The sequence below is a fragment of the Streptomyces sp. CAI-85 genome, from assembly GCF_013363615.1.
Classification (GTDB): Bacteria; Actinomycetota; Actinomycetes; order Streptomycetales; family Streptomycetaceae; genus Streptomyces; species Streptomyces antibioticus_B.
Genome location: NZ_JAANNX010000013.1, coordinates 158,560 through 173,548, shown reverse-complemented (window position 1 = coordinate 173,548; position 14,989 = coordinate 158,560). Strand labels below are relative to the sequence as shown.

Below are 14,989 nucleotides of genomic sequence, written 5' to 3'. Positions count from 1 at the left end.
AGGCGACGCGGCTCTTCCATAGCTACCTACCAGCCCTCTCCGTCGGTCCCGACCGGCACACTTGTGCGGTCGAAGGCTGCCGTCCGGGCATACCGTACCCGTACGGCGCTGGTTGACCTGGCCAAGCCCGTCACCTGATGCAGGACCGGTATCGCAACGTGCACCGATGTGAAGGCGACGTGATGGGGGTCACTTCTTACTGTCGATGACTGCCTTCATCACGTCCTTCGCGATCGGGGCCGCCAGACCGCCGCCGCTGATGTCGTCGCGGTTGGCGGAACCGTCCTCCACGACCACCGCGACGGCCACCGGTGCGCTGCCGTCGGACAGCTTGGCGTACGAGATGAACCAGGCGTACGGCTTCTCGCTGTTGTTGAGGCCGTGCTGGGCGGTACCGGTCTTGCCGCCCACCGTGGCGCCGGAGATCCTGGCGTTGCCGCCGGTGCCCTGCGGGTCGTTGACGACCGTCTCCATCATCTTCTGGAGCTTCTGCGCGGTTTCCGAGGACACCGCCTGGTGCAGCTCCTGCGGCTCGGTCGTCTCGATGGTGTCCAGGTTCGGGGCCTTGAGCTGGTCGACCATGTACGGCTTCATCAGCTTGCCGTCGTTGGCGACCGCCGCGGCGACCATGGCCATCTGGAGCGGGGTGGCGCGGTTGGACGCCTGGCCGATGCCGTCCATGGCGTTCTGCGGCGCGTTGTCCTCGGGGTAGATCGACTCGGCGGCGCGGACCGGGGTGTCCAGCTCCTTGTCGTTGAAGCCGAACTTCTCCGCCTGCTCGATCATGCCCTCGTTGCCGACGTTGTCCGCCATCTTCGCGAAGACGGTGTTGCAGGACACCATCAGCGCGTACTTCAGGCTCGCGTTCTCGCAGTCACCGTGCTCGTTGGTGAGGTCGGTGGTGGTCTGCGGGAGCTGGTACGGGTCGGGCGTCTTGGTGGCGTCGTCGATCCCGGACACCTCGCCGTTCTCCAGCGCCGCGGCGGCGGTGACGACCTTGAAGGTGGAGCCCGGCGGGTACGTCTCGCGCAGCGCGCGGTTCAGCATCGGGTTGTCCGGGTTGTTCTCCTTCTGCACCGCCTTCCACGCCTTCTCGTCCGCACCGGAGGTGCCGGCGAACTTCGACGGGTCGTACGACGGTGTGGAGACCAGCGCGAGGATCTTGCCGGTGGACGGCTCGATCGCGGCGACCGCGCCCCGCCGGTTGCCCAGACCCTGGTACGCGGCCTTCTGCGCGGCCGCGTTCAGGGTGGTGACGACGCTGCCGCCCTCCTTCTTCTTGCCCGTGATCATGTCGAGCGTGTTGCGGAAGAAGAGCCGGTCGTCGTTGCCGGTGAGGATGCCGTCCTCCAGCTTCTCGAGCTGGTTGGCGCCGAACGCCTGCGACGAGTAGCCGGTGACCGGCGCCCACATGGCGCCGTTGGTCCAGGTGCGCTTGTACTTGAAGTCGCCGCCCTCGGACTCCACGGAGCCCGTGATGGCCTTGCCCTCGACGATGATGTCGCCGCGCGGCGTCGCGTACCGGGCGATGTTGACGCGGCGGTTCTCGCTGTCGCTCGCCAGGTCGTCGGCCTTGGCGTACTGGAGCCAGTTGTCGCGGATGAGCAGGGTGAGGATCAGGAGTCCGCAGAAGATCGCGATCCGGCGCAGGGGCTTGTTCATGACGGGCGGACCACCTGGGTCATCTCGGCGTCGGGGTTGGAGGCGGGGGCCGGGGCCGGGCGGCGCGCGGTGTCGCTGATCCTGATCAGAATGCCGATCAGCGCCCAGTTGGCGATGACGGACGAACCGCCGTACGCCAGGAACGGCATCGTCATACCGGTGAGCGGGATGAGACCCATCACACCGCCGGCGACGACGAACACCTGGAGGGCGAAGGCGCCGGACAGGCCGATGGCGAGCAGCTTGCCGAACGGGTCGCGGGCGGCGAGGGCGGTGCGCACGCCGCGCTCCACGATCAGGCCGTACAGCAGCAGCAGGGCCATGATCCCGGCCAGGCCCAGCTCCTCGCCGAAGGTGGCGAGGATGAAGTCGGAGTTGGCGGCGAACCGGATCAGCTCGGAGTGCCCCTGGCCCCAGCCGGTGCCCAGGGTGCCACCGGAGCCGAAGGCCCAGAGGGCCTGCATGGCCTGCTCGGAGTGGAGAATGCCGTCGTTGCTTCCGGCGCGGCTGAGCTGGTACTCGCGCATCGGGTCCAGCCATGCCTGCACACGCGTCTGGATGTGCGGCTCGAAGCTCGCGACACCGACGGCGCCGACCGCCGACATCAGCAGACCGAAGACGATCCAGCTCGTCCGCTCCGTGGCGACGTACAGCATGATCACGAACATGCCGAAGAACAGCAGCGAGGTGCCGAGGTCCGTCTCGAAGACCAGGATGAGGATCGAGATGAACCAGACGACCAGGATCGGGCCCAGGTCACGGCCGCGCGGCAGGTAGAGGCCGAGGAAACGGCGGCTGGCCAGCGCGAGCGCGTCGCGTTTCACCATCAGATAGCCGGCGAAGAAGATCGCCAGGACGATCTTGGCGAACTCACCTGGCTGGATGGAGAAACCGGCGACCGAGATCCAGATCTTGGCGCCGTAGATGTTCGCGCCGAGGCCCGGCACCAGCGGGAGCAGCAGCAGGAAGAGCGCGCCGACCATCGAGATGTAGGTGTAGCGCTGGAGCGCCCGGTGGTCCTTGAGGAAGAACAGCACCGCGATGAAGAGCGCGATACCCATGGCCGTGTACAGCAACTGACGCGGCGCCGCGGTGCCGGCCTGCTTGATGGACTGGAGCAGCTTCGACTGGTCCAGCCGCCAGATGGCGACGAGCCCGAGTCCGTTCAGCAGCGTGGCCAGCGGCAGCAGCAGCGGGTCGGCGTACGGCGCGAACTTGCGGACGGCCAGGTGGGCGACGCCCGCCAGCAGGCCGAGGCCCAGGCCGTAGCTCAAGAGCCCGGACGGCACTTCCTCGTTGATCGCAAGGCCCACGTTGGCATAGGCGAAGACCGGGATCAGGACGGCGAACACCAGGAGCGCCAGCTCGGTGTTGCGCCGGCTCGGGGTGCCGATCGAGCCGATCGTGGACGTGTGATGCGTCGGCGTGTTCGTAGTACTGCTCATGGTCTGACAGGGCCTCTCACGGCTTGCCTACTGCTCACCGCACCGCGAGACGACCTTCTGCTCTTCCTCCGAGAGAGTGGGGCCGGGGTTGGGAGTGGCGGTCGCGGACGGGGACGGGGACGACGAGTCCGACGGCTTGCTCGGGGTCGCACTCGGGCTCGGGCTCGGTGATGCCTTGGACGTGAGGGAGGCGGGGGTGGTTCCCGTGCTGCCGCCGGCCTCGCCCGTCCCGGAGGACGGGGGGCTGGCCGACGCCTCGGCCTCGTCGGCGTCCGCCTGCTTCTTGCACGCGGAGGCCTGCACGGACAGTTCCTCGATCTTCTTGCGGGCGCTGCTGAGGCTGCCCTCGGGGATCGTCGCCTCGACCTGCTTCTGCTGGTACTGCGGCAGGTACTTGAGTTCGATCTCGGGGTGGTCCTTCTCGACCTTCGAGAGCGAGACCCAGGCCAGGTCCTGGCTGATGCCCCGGTACAGCGCGAGGTGCTCGCCGTTGGTGCCGACGTAGTACTGCGTCTGCGTCCAGCGCCAGCCGCCGTACAGGCCGCCGCCGATCACGGCGAGGGTGAGGGCGCCGTAGAAGCTTCTCTTGAGCCACTTGCGGCTCTTGCGGGGCTTGACGAAATCGTCGTCGGAGTAGTCCGCGAGACCGGCGGTGGAGACGAAACCGGTGACGTCGCCGGAGCCGGGCGGGCCGAACTCGCCGCCGCCCCCGCCCCCGCCCCCGCCTCCGCCGTGCCGGCGCCGGCCGAGGCCCGCGGCACGGCCGGCCGGGGTCTGCATGATGCCGTTGTCGTGCAACTGGTGCTGGTTCTCGGCGACGGCGCCGACCACCACCGGGGTGTCGGAGAGCTGCCCGGCCAGGGTGTCGCCGGTGTCCAGGTCGAGGACGTCCGCGACGATCACCGTGATGTTGTCGGGCCCGCCGCCGCGCAGCGCCAGCTCGATGAGGTTCTGGACGGTCTCCTGCGGGCCCTGGTAGCTGGCGAGGGTGTCCTCCAGGGTCTGGTGGGACACCACGCCGGACAGGCCGTCGGAGCAGATCAGATAGCGGTCGCCGGCCCGGACCTCACGGATCGACAGGTCGGGCTCGACGTGCTCGCCGCTGCCCAGCGCCCGCATCAGCAGGGAGCGCTGGGGGTGCGTGGTGGCCTCTTCCTCGGTGATCCGGCCCTCGTCGACCAGCCGCTGCACCCAGGTGTGGTCCTGGGTGATCTGGGTCAGGACGCCGTCCCGCAGGAGATAGGCGCGGGAGTCGCCGACATGCACCAGGCCGAGGCGCTGGCCGGTCCACAGCAGCGCGGTCAGGGTGGTGCCCATGCCCTCGAGCTGGGGGTCCTCCTCGACCAGCGAACGGAGCTGGTCGTTGGCCCGCTGCACGGCGGTGCCGAGGGAGGTGAGGACGTCGGAGCCGGGCACGTCGTCGTCGAGGGCGACGATGGTCGAGATGGCCTCGGAGGAGGCGACCTCACCGGCGGCGGCGCCGCCCATGCCGTCGGCGATCGCGAGCAGGCGCGGACCGGCGTAACCGGAGTCCTCGTTGCCCTCCCGGATCATGCCCTTGTGCGATCCGGCGGCGAAGCGCAGTGACAGACTCATGCGCACCTCGCCCGTCGGCCCCGGGTACAGCCGGTCGTGTCGAGCCACACTGCCCACCCTCCGGTCGGGAGCGCGCCCTGGCCCGGGGTGCCGGCCGCCACGGCGTGCTCGCTCCGCTCGCGCTCACTCATGATGTAGCACTACTTCCGCAGCTCGATGACGGTCTTGCCGATGCGGATCGGCGCGCCCAGCGGGATCGGTGTGGGAGTCGTCAGCCGCGTTCGGTCGAGGTACGTGCCGTTGGTGGAGCCCAGGTCCTCGACGATCCACTGTCCGTCGCGGTCCGGGTAGATCCTGGCATGCCGGCTGGAGGCGTAGTCGTCGTCCAGCACGATGGTGCTGTCGTGCGCGCGGCCCAGGGTGATGGTCTGGCCCTGGAGCGCGACCGTCGTGCCGGTGAGGGTGCCCTCGGACACGACGAGCTTGGACGGGGCGTTACGGCCCCTGCGGCCGCCCGCGGCGGGCTGCTGCCGCTGCTGCGGGGGCGCCTGCTGGCGCCGCTCCTGCTGCGGCCTGGCGGCTTCACGGCGGGCACCGCGCTGGGTGACACGCGTACCGAACAGGTCGCTGCGGATGACCTGCACGGCCACGATCACGAACAGCCACAGTACGGCCAGGAAACCCAGCCGCATGACCGTGAGGGTCAGCTCTGACATTGCCCCCGCTTCACCCTTCGGCTTGCCTATAGATAACGGTGGTGCTGCCCACGACGATCCGCGAGCCGTCGCGGAGCGTAGCGCGGGTGGTGTGCTGTCCGTCCACCACGATGCCGTTGGTGGAACCGAGATCCTGGATCGTCGAGGGCGAACCGGTCCGGATCTCGCAGTGCCGGCGCGAGACGCCGGGGTCGTCGATCCGCACGTCGGCCTCGGTGGAACGGCCCAGCACGAGTGATCCGCGGGAGATCTGGTGGCGGGTGCCGTTGATCTCGATCCAGTGCCGCGCGCGAGAGCCCGGGGCCGGGGCGCCGGCCAGTCCGCCGCCACCGGGGCGCTGGGCGCCTGCGGTGGGCGGGTAGCCGTAGCCGCCCGCGCCGGGCGGCGGGGAGGCGGGCATGGGGGGTGCGCCGCCGGGGGCGCCGGCCGGCGGGTAGCCGTAGCCGCCGCCGGGTGCCGGACGTCCGCCCGCGGGGGCCGCGGAGGGGCCGCCGGGGGATGCCTGCTGGCCGGTGGAGGCGAGGGTGCGGCTGCGCACCCGGTACAGGCCGGTGTCGAGGTCGTCGGCCTTCTCCAGGTGGACCTTGATCGGGCCCATGAAGGTGTAGCGCTGCTGCTTGGCGTAGTCGCGGACCATGCCGGCCAGTTCGTCGCCGAGCTGGCCGGAGTAGGGGCTGAGCCGCTCGTAGTCCGGTGTGCTCAGTTCCACGATGAAGTCGTTGGGTACGACGGTCCGGTCCCGGTTCCAGATGGTCGCGTTGTTGTCGCACTCCCGCTGGAGCGCTCCCGCGATCTCGACGGGCTGGACCTCGGACTTGAAGACCTTGGCGAAGGTGCCGTTGACCAGACCCTCGAGACGCTGCTCGAATTTCTTCAGGACTCCCATGGGGCACCTCCTCCGTCGTGACTTGCGTCCCGTGTCCTGCTGCCTGCGCTGCTTACCTGGCTCACCTGGTACTGCTTACTGATCGTATCCACGCGCCGGTGAATCGGCTGGTTCCCCCTGTCGGCCCCGTCGACGGACGTCCGTACCCGTTTTCTGCCCAGGATCGTAGAGGTGGCCGACCACCAGTGTCCCGCACCCGACTGTGGACCTCGTCCTGCTCCGGGGGAGACGGTCGCCATAGGTACGAGGTTGATACGTGAACCGGTCGTCGTCGGGACGAAACCGGGCCGCCGCGGGTGCCCCGTCAATGGATTCCCCGGTCACACGTGCCCCGGAACAAGGGATGTGAACGCACCCTGCCCAGCGTGCTAATGTTCTGCATGTCGGAAGGCACCGGGACGCAGAGCCCACGGCCCGAGGACACACCCAATGCGCGGGTGGCGGAATAGGCAGACGCGCTGGATTCAGGTTCCAGTGCCCGCAAGGGCGTGGGGGTTCAACTCCCCCCTCGCGCACCGTCGAAGAGGCGGCTCGATCATTGATCGGGCCGCCTCTTCTCGTATGTCCGGCAAGGTCGGCGATGGCCCGCTGAGGCTGCTGTTGTGAGGAAGGTCTCACCATCCGGCTTCGCACCGTTTGCGGACCTTCCTCAGCGATGGTCACCAGCCCGGAAACCCGTCGGCCCGGTCGAGGCCGTTCAGCAGGTCGCGCTCGGCCTGGGTGAACTGGGGGCGGTCGAGCGGAGCGCGAAGGGGGCCGAAGAGGGCCGTCAGCGCGGCACGGGGTGCGACGAGTGTGGCGGGCGACGCCTGGAGGGCGAGTACGTCGGTCAGGGCGGTGGCGGCGTGGAAGGACCCTGTCGCGGTGCGTGACAGGCGGCTGACGTAGCGGTGCAGAAGGCGATCGGCGAGGGTCGGGCTCTTGCCCTTCGTAGTGGGGAAGTGGATGTCCTGCCCGGTGGCGAGGGCCCACGCGTGGTCGATGGGGCGGGCGATGGCCCGCTGGGCGCGACGGGCGAGCCCGGGGTTCAGGCCCTTGGCGAGCAGGTCCCTCAGGGCGACGGCGCCTTGTGCCGCGACCGATATGCCTTGCGCGTAGACGGGGTTGAAGGTGGCGGCCGAGTCTCCCAGTACGACCAGGCCCTCGGGCCAGTGGGCGAGCCGTTCGTAGCGGTGGCGCCGGTTGGCGGTGCTGTGGGTGAGGCTGACGTCGGTGAGCGGCTCGGCCGGTGCCAGGAGGTCGGCCAGGACGGGGTGGCGCAGGCTGCGGGCGAAGGGTTCGAACGCGTCCGCGTCCCGGGTGGGGTGTCCGCCGGGGGCGCCCATCAGGCTGACGTGCCAGCGGTCGCCCTCGATGGGGAGGAGCCCGCCTGCGTTGCCCGGCCCGGGCAGACGTGGGTCGGCCTGCACGCCGACCATGGGCCAGTCGTGGGTGGGGACGGGGGCGCGGTAGATCCGGCTGGCATAGACCAGGCCGGAGTCGATCTCGTCGTGGGCGAGGCCGGTGGTGCCGAGCTGGGCGAGCCAGTGGGGCGTGCGGGTGGACTGTCCGGAGGCGTCGACGACCAGGTCGGCGTGCAGTGTGTCCTCCACCCCGTCGGCGGTGCGCACGCGTACCCCGGTCACGGCGCGGCCGTCGCCCAGGAGTCCGACGGCCCTGGTGTGTGTGCGCACGGTGACCCGGGGGTCCTTGAGCACCTGTTCGCGGACGACGAAGTCGATGAGGTCGCGGCTCGCGGAGATCAGGTAGTGGGTGGTGCGCCGCCAGCGGCGGTACCAGCCCTCGGGGGAGTAGATGACCATGTTGGTGGTGACGGGTATGCGGTGGGCCCCCGCGGCCAGCAGGAGTTCGACGCTGCCGGGCAGAAGGGTCTCGATCGCCTCGGCGCCGCCGGTCTGGAGCATGTGGATGTGCGCGGCTTGGGGGACGCCGGTGCGTGGGCCGGATCCCTGGGGTATCTCGTGAGCCTCGATGATCTCGACGCTGTCGACGTGGTCCTTGACGGCCGCCGCGGCGAGCATGCCGGCCATGCTGCCTCCGACGACGACGGCGTGGGCTGTGCTGGGGCGCGAGGCCTCACTCATGATGGGCTGCTTTCTCGAGGGCGCCGAGTTGATTCAGAAGGTCCGGAAGGGTGGGCGAGGTGAGCGCCAGGGACAGGGGGACCAGGTCTTGCACGCGCCGTGCCGGTGTGCGTGTCACGTCGTGCGGCTGCTGTCCGGGATCGGTGCGCTGCCGGTCGCGTGCGACGAGGATCATGGCCGCGTCGGCGGTGACCGCCGCGAGGGGCTCGTCGTCACCGCCTCGCAGTGCCGCCAGGTAGGCGGCCTCACGGACGGTGGGGTCGCAGTAGGGGGTCAGCGCGAGGATGGCGTCGTACAGGGCCGTCTTGCGGCCGGTGAGGAGCACGGCCGGCGGCGTCCGCCACCAGGGCTGCGACGCGCGGATCGCGCCGGGGGTGGGCACGTGCCGAAGGGCCCGCCACAAGGGCGTGAGCTGCCTCAACTGCTGCACGACTCGGGCTGTTTGTGCCACGCGCGGGCCGACCAGGGGAAGGGCGAACCCGACGGCGCCGAGGACGGCGACGGGAGCGGCGAGCAGGACGGAGACCTTGTCGACGAGGAAGTCCAGGTTGTGGCCCGTCCACCGGGCGGTCACCGCCACGAGTCTGAGGACGTCGTAACACACGATGGTCAGGTAGGCGGACGCGAGAATGCGCAGGCCTGCTCGGAGCGACCCGTGGACCTGCCGGGACCACCGTCGGCAGAGGATGCTGGCGGCCATCATGGCCACGCCCTGGGCCACCAGATAGGTCAGGATCAACTCGCGGATGTAGGGCGTTTCGGCGTAGTAGACGTCGAAGAGGGTGACCTGTTCCACGGGAGCATCCCCGGCCCAGAACAGAACGACGATGACCACGACGACCGCGCTGTAGGCCGACACACACCAACGGGAGAACCGTCGTGTCTGTTCCGGGGACCCCGGCCGCCAGTTGATGATCAGCAGAAGGCTGGCCCCTGCGAAGGCGGTCGTCACCACGTAGACCGTCGGGGCGGCGACGTTGGGTATTCCGGTGAGCCTGTTGAGCGTGGTGATGGAGTCCGGCGCGGCGAGGATCATCTGGCATCCCCCGGCGAAGAGCAACAGACAGGCCGCGCGTAACAGCGTGTCGCCCCGTCTGCGGATCAGCGCGGGGATCTTCAGGGCGCAGACCAGGAACAGGATGAACCCGCAGATGTAGAAGCCGAGATTGCTGGGGCCAAGCGTCACCTTGCTGCTTCCTCCCTCGAGAGTGCTTGCGGTGAGAGCCGGTTCAGACTCGGCGGAAGCGATGCGCCATGGACGCGTGGATGCGGCCGGCGAGGTTCCGTGGATCGACCGCAGCGCGCGTCTCCGCCAGAACGGTCTGCACGTCCGTGGCGAACCGGAAGCCGAAGCGTTCCGCCTCGACCTCCTCGTCGATCTCGCGGGCGTCGGCGCGGGCGGCGATGTGGAGCGCGGCATCCGTGTGCGCGTCGGGAGAGAGGTCGGTGTCTGCCGCCTCGGAGACGAGGGCCACGAGTTCCGCCAGAGCATGGGCGTTCTCGTTCCTGTCTGCCCTGTCCACCCTTTCCGCGCGGGACGCGGCTGGGGCGTGGCCGGCGCCGGTGCTGCCGTGGCCCTGGAACATGTGCCATGCCTCGTGGCCGATGATCACAAGCTGGTGCTCGGGATCGGTGTTCTCCTCGTAGACGATCAGGTCGTGGCCGGCGCGGTCCACCCATAACCCGCTGGCTGTCGCGGGAGGGAACGCCGCGGTGCGCAGCCGGACCGGGCGGCCGCGTACCTGGCTGAGTGCCTTTCCTATCGAGAGGACGACATCCTCTTCCTCTTGCTCAGCCGACGGCCGGATCTTTCCCACGAGTTGGGCACTGAGTTTCCGCATCGCTTTCGGTCGCGTGTTCATCAGTGTCCTTCGTCGTCGAGATCCAACAGGGCCTTCAGCGTCGCGCTGAGCACGTTCCATCGCTCTGGCGGAAGATCGCGTGCCTGTCGCAGGGCGATGCCGCGCACGTCGTCGTACCCCCACAGCACTTCGACCAGGGGATCACCCGCTCCTCGCGGTCCGTCCGGTGTCGGCTGGGCTGCGGCGAGAAGGGGCAACAGGGCCTGGTTCAGAGCCTCGGGGGCCGGGGCCGTGAAGAACGCCTCGCCTCCCGCGACCCCGAAGAAGTCCACCAGGCCGTGCAGGAGTTCCACACTGGGGACCTTTTCGCCGGAGCACACCTTCCGGGCCCAGAACGCGGAGACGCCCAACTGCTGCGAAATGCTGCCGGCGAGGTCCGACATGCGCTCGCCGGTCCTGTCGAGGTGGGCGTCGGCGAGCGTCTTGATGCGGGTGCGTACCCGGTCGTTGACCGTGTCTGACGGCGGCTCACCGCCTTGCAGCAAGGCGCGAACGGTGTCTTCGGACAGGGCGGTTCTGTCGGCCAGTCTCGCGGGGTCGAGCAACTCCGCGGGGTCGATGCCTCGTTCTTGGATCAGCGTCTGAAGACGCTCGACCGTTGCCGACAGAGGCAGGGCGGGGTTCACCAGGGTCCTCCGATGTGCGCGGGCGCTCGGATCGGTGTGCGCATGGCACCCTATCGACGTTCCCGACGGCTGTTCAACGATCGTTTATGGACGAATTGACGATCGATGGCGTCCGTGATTGTGGGGGTGGGGTCGATTTGCCGGCCGCGATGAGCAGGGGCTTTCAACGATCGACTACCGACTGAAAACGATCGTTGACATCGCCTGTGTGGCCGTAGAACGATCCTGCATCGGAGCCGTGAGTGGCCGTGCGGCGGCGGGTTTCCCGGCTGGGCCGCGAAGGTGGGCGTCCGTTTATGGGTCAACTATTAGATGGGGTGCGTGGCATGTATGTGCCGACTCCGCGCAATGTCCGCAAGCTGACCGACAGTGATTTCACCAAGGGGGATGTGGCGGAATTCCATCGCCTGATGGCGGAACTTCTCGCCACGTGCAGAACGGTCGTGGATCAGTACGAGGTGGATGGAGTGTGGTCTCCGTCCACCTCCGGACTGTTCACGCAGTTCGGTGAAACCGTGCAGGTGATGTCAGAGCTTTCGCGGCGGATCAACGAGACACGCAGCGGCATGCGCAGGATCACGGGCCGCGCTCGCGAGCGCCTGTATGAGCGCGACGCGAGGCTTGGCCGTATGTCCGCGTAGATCTTTGATCAACTTCCCTGTGCGGCAGGGGTCTTTCCTGCCCGGGGGCTGCCACGCGGGCTGGGGCATGGTGAACGCAGGTGATGTCGTCGTCTCCATGAGCTTGGCCTTGGGGAAGGGCGCCACGCCAACGAGCTGTGGCGCCCCACGGTCAGTTGACCCGTGCCCAGAACCAGCGGGCTGGAGTGGGGATGCGGGTTGTTATCGGCAGATGTGACTGCACTGATTCGTCTGACTTCGCGTGCAGTGGGATCTGCCGGAGGTAGCTGATTGCGACTCGACACGGGTGGGTGGAAGAAACGAATCACCTGGTCAGCGCAACTACCCCTTGATCACTCACGTCGGTGAAACATCTCCTCGACCAGAAACGTGATTGCGGTGGCGGAGTTCTTTCGGGCGGAAGAGATGCTCCGCCGGAAGGTGGTTGCTGATGGTCGCGCTGCACCGGTTCAGTTTTTTCGCGGCTCTTGCTGCTGGGCGCGCTCTCGTGTTGGCGAATTCCTCCGTGGCGCATGCTGGTGCCGTCGGGTCTACGCCTGCTCAGACCTTCCAGTACACCTGGGCGGCATGACGATGAAGGTGCCGACCGGCTGCCTGTTCACCCACATCATCCGAGGCAGCGGCAAGGAGATCACCTACGAGAACGCTGGCGCCGACTGCGCCTGCGTCGGTGCTCTGAGCAGCGGATTCTGTAACTGGCGGATCGACTTCACGTACGCCAACACCGAGCACCCTGAGTGCAAGATTGATCCGATGAGGAACAACTCTCCGCAGACGTTGCCTCGTTATGGAAAGGCGTGCGCGCATTTCTACGTCAATGGGGTGCGTCGGGTGAGTCAGTGCCACCACATCACGAAGTGAGTTAGTTATGGCCGATCAGCAGCAAGGGCGCGAACAAACCGGCGTGGGACGACGGAGGTCAGTGGAAAATGCCGCGTTCGTGGCGGGGTTTGTGCTGGCGCTCGCCTTCTTCGCCTTCTTTCCGGGGCTTCCGCATGTCATTGACTGGGGGGCGATCATCGTCGCCGTTGTGGTGGGGGTGCTCGCCCGATGGATCTGTCAGTACTGGATGGGGAAGAAGAGCGAAGAGGGAGAGTGGCGAGCGGCCGGGAATCGCGCTGTGCTCTGACCGTCACTTTGAGTAGTTGTTGGCGAGTGAGTGTGGGCCTGGGTGTGGGGGCGCCCAGGCTCGGGTTGTGGCTGGGATGTGGTGGTGGGGAGGGGGTGGTCGGGGGTGTTGGCTTGCTGTGAAGGGCCTGTTCTGGGGGTGGGGTGGGGATCGTGGTGGGAGTCCGTCAGGTAGGGCGGGGAATGGTTGCGTGGGGTGTGGGGGGCTGATTACCGTCGAGTGTGTTGCGTGTCGGAGGGTGACGAAAGGGGACTTGGGGGAGTCAGGCGGGTGGGGTACTCGCGCCGCGTTCCGCGAAGGTGACGATGAAGTCCCTGAGCGAGGTCAGGTCCTCGGTCTCGCCGGTGGCCTCCTGGCAGAGCCGGCTGAGGTGGGGCATGGCCATGGGCCAGGCGCCCAGTCCGATCAGTGTCAGCAGCAGGCGTCCGGCCTCGTCCTCGGGGCGGTCGGTCGCCGAGGCCAGGGACTTGGCGGCGTCCGCGTACCAGGACGTCCGCTCGGAGGCGTCGTGGGTGCCGACGTATCCCTCCTGGAGTCCTTCGAACATGAGCAGCCGCAGCAGGGTGGGATCGCTGCGGTGATAGTCGAAGACGCGGCCCACGTAGTCGCCGACTGACCCCTCGCCCGGGCGTACCTCCCGGACCAGTTCGGCCATCGCCTCGGCGATGACCGCCCTGAACAGCCCTTCCTTGCTCTGGAAGTGGCCGTAGATGCGTTCCTTGTTGACGCCGGCGCGCTCCGCGATGCGGTTCACCCGGGCTCCGGCGATGCCGTAGCCGCTGAACTCCACTCGCGCGGCGTCCAGCAGTCGGCGCTTGGTCTCCTCGGTGCTTCCTGCCATGGGACCCACCTTATTGCCAGTCAACCGGTTGGTTGACGCTCGTTCGATGCATATGCAAGGGTTTCACCAACCAACAGGTTGGATGGCGCCGACCTGTCCTCACCGAAAGGCCATCAGGGCGTGAAGATCGCTATCTCAGGTACGTACTCGGCCGGCAAGACCTCCACGGTCATGACGTTGTCCCGCTACACCGGCGTCCCGCGCACCCTGGCCCGCACGATCCGCGAGATCCTCCCCGAGGCCGTGCCCGGCAAGGCCCTCTCGCAGGTCACGCCGGCCGAGTTCCTCCAGCTCATGCTGCGCCGCCACACCGGCCGCGCGGTCCAAGAGGCCCTGCTCGGCGACCACTTCATCTCCGACGGCTCCTCGCTCCAGGAGTGGCTGTACGGCGCCGGGCGGGTCATGCACGGCATGAACCCCAACGCCACCGCGGAGAACGCGGGCGGGCTCGTCGCCGTACGGGAGGAGGAGATGGAGTTCTTCGCCAAGGTGGTCGACCAGTACGCCATCGCCCTGAAGGCCCATGTGAAGAGCACCTACGACGCCTACGTGCACCTGGAGCACGAGCTGCCGATCGCCGCCGACGGGCACCGGCCGATGAACGAGGGCTTCCGGGCCACGATCGACAAGAAGCTCCTCGAGACGCTCGACGAGCTGGAGATCCCGTACCACATCGTGCGGGGCACGATGCCGGAGCGGCTGACGCGGATCTGCGAACTCTTCGGCCTCACACCCGTGATGAGCATGGACGAGGCGATCGCGCTGGCCCGCGAGGACTACGCGGCGCAGGACTTCCGGCTGGAGACCGAGCGCGTCACCGCCGCCGCCGCGGCCGCTGCCTGAGCCTTCGCCTCAACTTCCCTTCCGGCGAACTCATTTCGTCTGTCGTTTCCTTCGTGTCCCTGGAGGTTCCCATGTCCAAGAAGCCGTCCGTCGTCATCGCCTACTACTCCGGGTTCGGTCACACCGACGTGCTCGCCCGTGCCGTGGAGCGCGGCGCCGTCGAGGCCGGTGCCGAAGTGGCCCTTGTGTCCGTCGACTCGATCACGGACGAGCAGTGGCGGCTGCTGGACGAGGCCGACGCCATCGTGTTCGGTTCGCCGACCTACATGGGGTCGGCCGCCGGCAAGTTCCATGTCTTCGCGGAGTCCACGAGCAAGCGGTGGGCGTCGGCCGCCTGGCGCGACAAGCTCGGCGCGGGCTTCACCAACGCGGCCTGCAAGGCGGGCGACAAGCACTCGACGCTGGCCTACTTCGCGACGCTCGCCGCCCAGCACCAGATGAACTGGGTGAACCTGGGCCTGCACCCGGGCTGGCACACCAGCGCCGAGTCGGAGAACGACCTCAACCGGCTGGGCTACTTCAACGGCGCCGCCGCCTCCACCCCCGCCGACCTCCCCGCGGACGGCGTCTCCAAGGCGGACATCGCGACCGCCGAGCACCTCGGTGAGCGCGTCGCCCGGCACACCGCCGTCGTCCTGGCCGGCCGCGCCGCCCTCGGCCTCACCGCCTGACCCCCACCCTCCCCTCCGCCACGAGGGCGGCCACGCCCCTCCCCTGG

The 14,989-nt window shown here is 68.3% G+C and carries 15 protein-coding genes and 1 tRNA gene; 6 read left to right on the top strand and 10 right to left on the bottom strand.

What is annotated here, in order from left to right:
* Nucleotides 1-189 precede the first annotated feature (189 nt).
* The 5 genes from G6W55_RS18065 to G6W55_RS18045 all read right to left on the bottom strand — a co-directional run bounded on the left by G6W55_RS18065 (nucleotide 190) and on the right by G6W55_RS18045 (nucleotide 6,245).
* Entirely contained in the window at nucleotides 190-1,662 is a 1,473-nt protein-coding gene (locus tag G6W55_RS18065; RefSeq protein ID WP_175521865.1) for a penicillin-binding transpeptidase domain-containing protein, read from the bottom strand.
* Nucleotides 1,659-3,107 (bottom strand): FtsW/RodA/SpoVE family cell cycle protein, encoded by a 1,449-nt coding sequence (locus tag G6W55_RS18060; protein WP_085211142.1) that lies wholly within the window; start codon nucleotides 3,105-3,107, stop codon nucleotides 1,659-1,661. Before G6W55_RS18060 ends, G6W55_RS18065 begins: the two co-directional genes overlap by 4 nt.
* 27 nt (nucleotides 3,108-3,134) lie before the next feature.
* Complete coding sequence (locus G6W55_RS18055) at nucleotides 3,135-4,703, bottom strand: Stp1/IreP family PP2C-type Ser/Thr phosphatase (protein WP_217687037.1); 1,569 nt, start codon at nucleotides 4,701-4,703, stop codon at nucleotides 3,135-3,137.
* 140 nt (nucleotides 4,704-4,843) lie between these two features.
* Complete coding sequence (locus G6W55_RS18050) at nucleotides 4,844-5,359, bottom strand: FHA domain-containing protein (protein WP_175521863.1); 516 nt, start codon at nucleotides 5,357-5,359, stop codon at nucleotides 4,844-4,846.
* 10 nt (nucleotides 5,360-5,369) lie between these two features.
* Nucleotides 5,370-6,245, bottom strand: coding sequence for a DUF3662 and FHA domain-containing protein (locus G6W55_RS18045; protein ID WP_085211137.1), 876 nt, complete (start codon nucleotides 6,243-6,245; stop codon nucleotides 5,370-5,372).
* Nucleotides 6,246-6,676: 431 nt separating this feature from the next.
* Here G6W55_RS18045 and G6W55_RS18040 point away from each other — a divergent pair.
* Nucleotides 6,677-6,760: transfer RNA gene (locus tag G6W55_RS18040), tRNA-Leu, on the top strand.
* Nucleotides 6,761-6,904: 144 nt separating this feature from the next.
* Here the strand turns inward: G6W55_RS18040 and G6W55_RS18035 are convergent.
* Genes G6W55_RS18035 through G6W55_RS18020 form a run of 4 tightly spaced genes read right to left on the bottom strand, consistent with a single transcriptional unit; the run spans nucleotide 6,905 to nucleotide 10,817 of the window.
* A complete protein-coding gene (locus G6W55_RS18035; RefSeq protein ID WP_175521862.1) occupies nucleotides 6,905-8,329 on the bottom strand; it encodes an FAD-dependent monooxygenase in 1,425 nt (474 codons plus the stop codon).
* Nucleotides 8,322-9,515 carry an MAB_1171c family putative transporter gene (locus G6W55_RS18030; protein WP_175521861.1) on the bottom strand — a complete coding sequence of 398 codons (1,194 nt, stop codon included), beginning with the start codon at nucleotides 9,513-9,515 and terminating at the stop codon, nucleotides 8,322-8,324. The genes G6W55_RS18035 and G6W55_RS18030 overlap by 8 nt, the downstream gene beginning before the upstream one ends.
* 43 nt (nucleotides 9,516-9,558) lie before the next feature.
* Nucleotides 9,559-10,191: a toxin-antitoxin system, toxin component gene (locus tag G6W55_RS18025; protein WP_175521860.1), complete on the bottom strand. Its 633-nt coding sequence runs from the start codon at nucleotides 10,189-10,191 to the stop codon at nucleotides 9,559-9,561.
* Nucleotides 10,191-10,817 carry a hypothetical protein gene (locus tag G6W55_RS18020; protein ID WP_309243753.1) on the bottom strand — a complete coding sequence of 209 codons (627 nt, stop codon included), beginning with the start codon at nucleotides 10,815-10,817 and terminating at the stop codon, nucleotides 10,191-10,193. The genes G6W55_RS18025 and G6W55_RS18020 overlap by 1 nt, the downstream gene beginning before the upstream one ends.
* 326 nt (nucleotides 10,818-11,143) lie before the next feature.
* Here G6W55_RS18020 and G6W55_RS18015 point away from each other — a divergent pair, with 326 nt between their 5' ends.
* The 3 genes from G6W55_RS18015 (at nucleotide 11,144) to G6W55_RS18005 (ending at nucleotide 12,587) form a co-directional block, all read left to right on the top strand.
* Nucleotides 11,144-11,458, top strand: coding sequence for a hypothetical protein (locus G6W55_RS18015; protein WP_175521859.1), 315 nt, complete (start codon nucleotides 11,144-11,146; stop codon nucleotides 11,456-11,458).
* 567 nt (nucleotides 11,459-12,025) lie between these two features.
* Nucleotides 12,026-12,319: a hypothetical protein gene (locus G6W55_RS18010; protein ID WP_254876310.1), complete on the top strand. Its 294-nt coding sequence runs from the start codon at nucleotides 12,026-12,028 to the stop codon at nucleotides 12,317-12,319.
* 7 nt (nucleotides 12,320-12,326) lie between these two features.
* Nucleotides 12,327-12,587 (top strand): hypothetical protein, encoded by a 261-nt coding sequence (locus G6W55_RS18005; RefSeq protein WP_175521858.1) that lies wholly within the window; start codon nucleotides 12,327-12,329, stop codon nucleotides 12,585-12,587.
* 262 nt (nucleotides 12,588-12,849) lie between these two features.
* Here G6W55_RS18005 and G6W55_RS18000 read toward each other — a convergent pair whose 3' ends face one another.
* A complete protein-coding gene (locus G6W55_RS18000) occupies nucleotides 12,850-13,428 on the bottom strand; it encodes a TetR/AcrR family transcriptional regulator (protein WP_175521857.1) in 579 nt (192 codons plus the stop codon).
* A 120-nt stretch (nucleotides 13,429-13,548) separates the two neighbouring features.
* Here G6W55_RS18000 and G6W55_RS17995 point away from each other — a divergent pair, with 120 nt between their 5' ends.
* Complete coding sequence (locus G6W55_RS17995; protein ID WP_175521856.1) at nucleotides 13,549-14,271, top strand: AAA family ATPase; 723 nt, start codon at nucleotides 13,549-13,551, stop codon at nucleotides 14,269-14,271.
* A 71-nt stretch (nucleotides 14,272-14,342) separates the two neighbouring features.
* Nucleotides 14,343-14,942 (top strand): flavodoxin family protein, encoded by a 600-nt coding sequence (locus tag G6W55_RS17990; RefSeq protein WP_175521855.1) that lies wholly within the window; start codon nucleotides 14,343-14,345, stop codon nucleotides 14,940-14,942.
* Nucleotides 14,943-14,989 lie beyond the last annotated feature (47 nt).

Bases quoted from the DNA above. Each gene is read 5' to 3' on its own strand.
- G6W55_RS18065 (WP_175521865.1), bottom strand. From the start codon at position 1,662: ATGAACAAGCCCCTGCGCCGGATCGCGATCTTCTGCGGACTCCTGATC.
- G6W55_RS18055 (WP_217687037.1), bottom strand. From the start codon at position 4,703: ATGAGTCTGTCACTGCGCTTCGCCGCCGGATCGCACAAGGGCATGATC.
- G6W55_RS17990 (WP_175521855.1), top strand. From the start codon at position 14,343: ATGTCCAAGAAGCCGTCCGTCGTCATCGCCTACTACTCCGGGTTCGGT.
- G6W55_RS18025 (WP_175521860.1), bottom strand. From the start codon at position 10,191: ATGAACACGCGACCGAAAGCGATGCGGAAACTCAGTGCCCAACTCGTG.
- G6W55_RS18060 (WP_085211142.1), bottom strand. From the start codon at position 3,107: ATGAGCAGTACTACGAACACGCCGACGCATCACACGTCCACGATCGGC.
- G6W55_RS18045 (WP_085211137.1), bottom strand. From the start codon at position 6,245: ATGGGAGTCCTGAAGAAATTCGAGCAGCGTCTCGAGGGTCTGGTCAAC.
- G6W55_RS18050 (WP_175521863.1), bottom strand. From the start codon at position 5,359: ATGTCAGAGCTGACCCTCACGGTCATGCGGCTGGGTTTCCTGGCCGTA.
- G6W55_RS18000 (WP_175521857.1), bottom strand. From the start codon at position 13,428: ATGGCAGGAAGCACCGAGGAGACCAAGCGCCGACTGCTGGACGCCGCG.
- G6W55_RS18035 (WP_175521862.1), bottom strand. From the start codon at position 8,329: ATGAGTGAGGCCTCGCGCCCCAGCACAGCCCACGCCGTCGTCGTCGGA.
- G6W55_RS18010 (WP_254876310.1), top strand. From the start codon at position 12,026: ATGACGATGAAGGTGCCGACCGGCTGCCTGTTCACCCACATCATCCGA.
- G6W55_RS18015 (WP_175521859.1), top strand. From the start codon at position 11,144: ATGTATGTGCCGACTCCGCGCAATGTCCGCAAGCTGACCGACAGTGAT.
- G6W55_RS18005 (WP_175521858.1), top strand. From the start codon at position 12,327: ATGGCCGATCAGCAGCAAGGGCGCGAACAAACCGGCGTGGGACGACGG.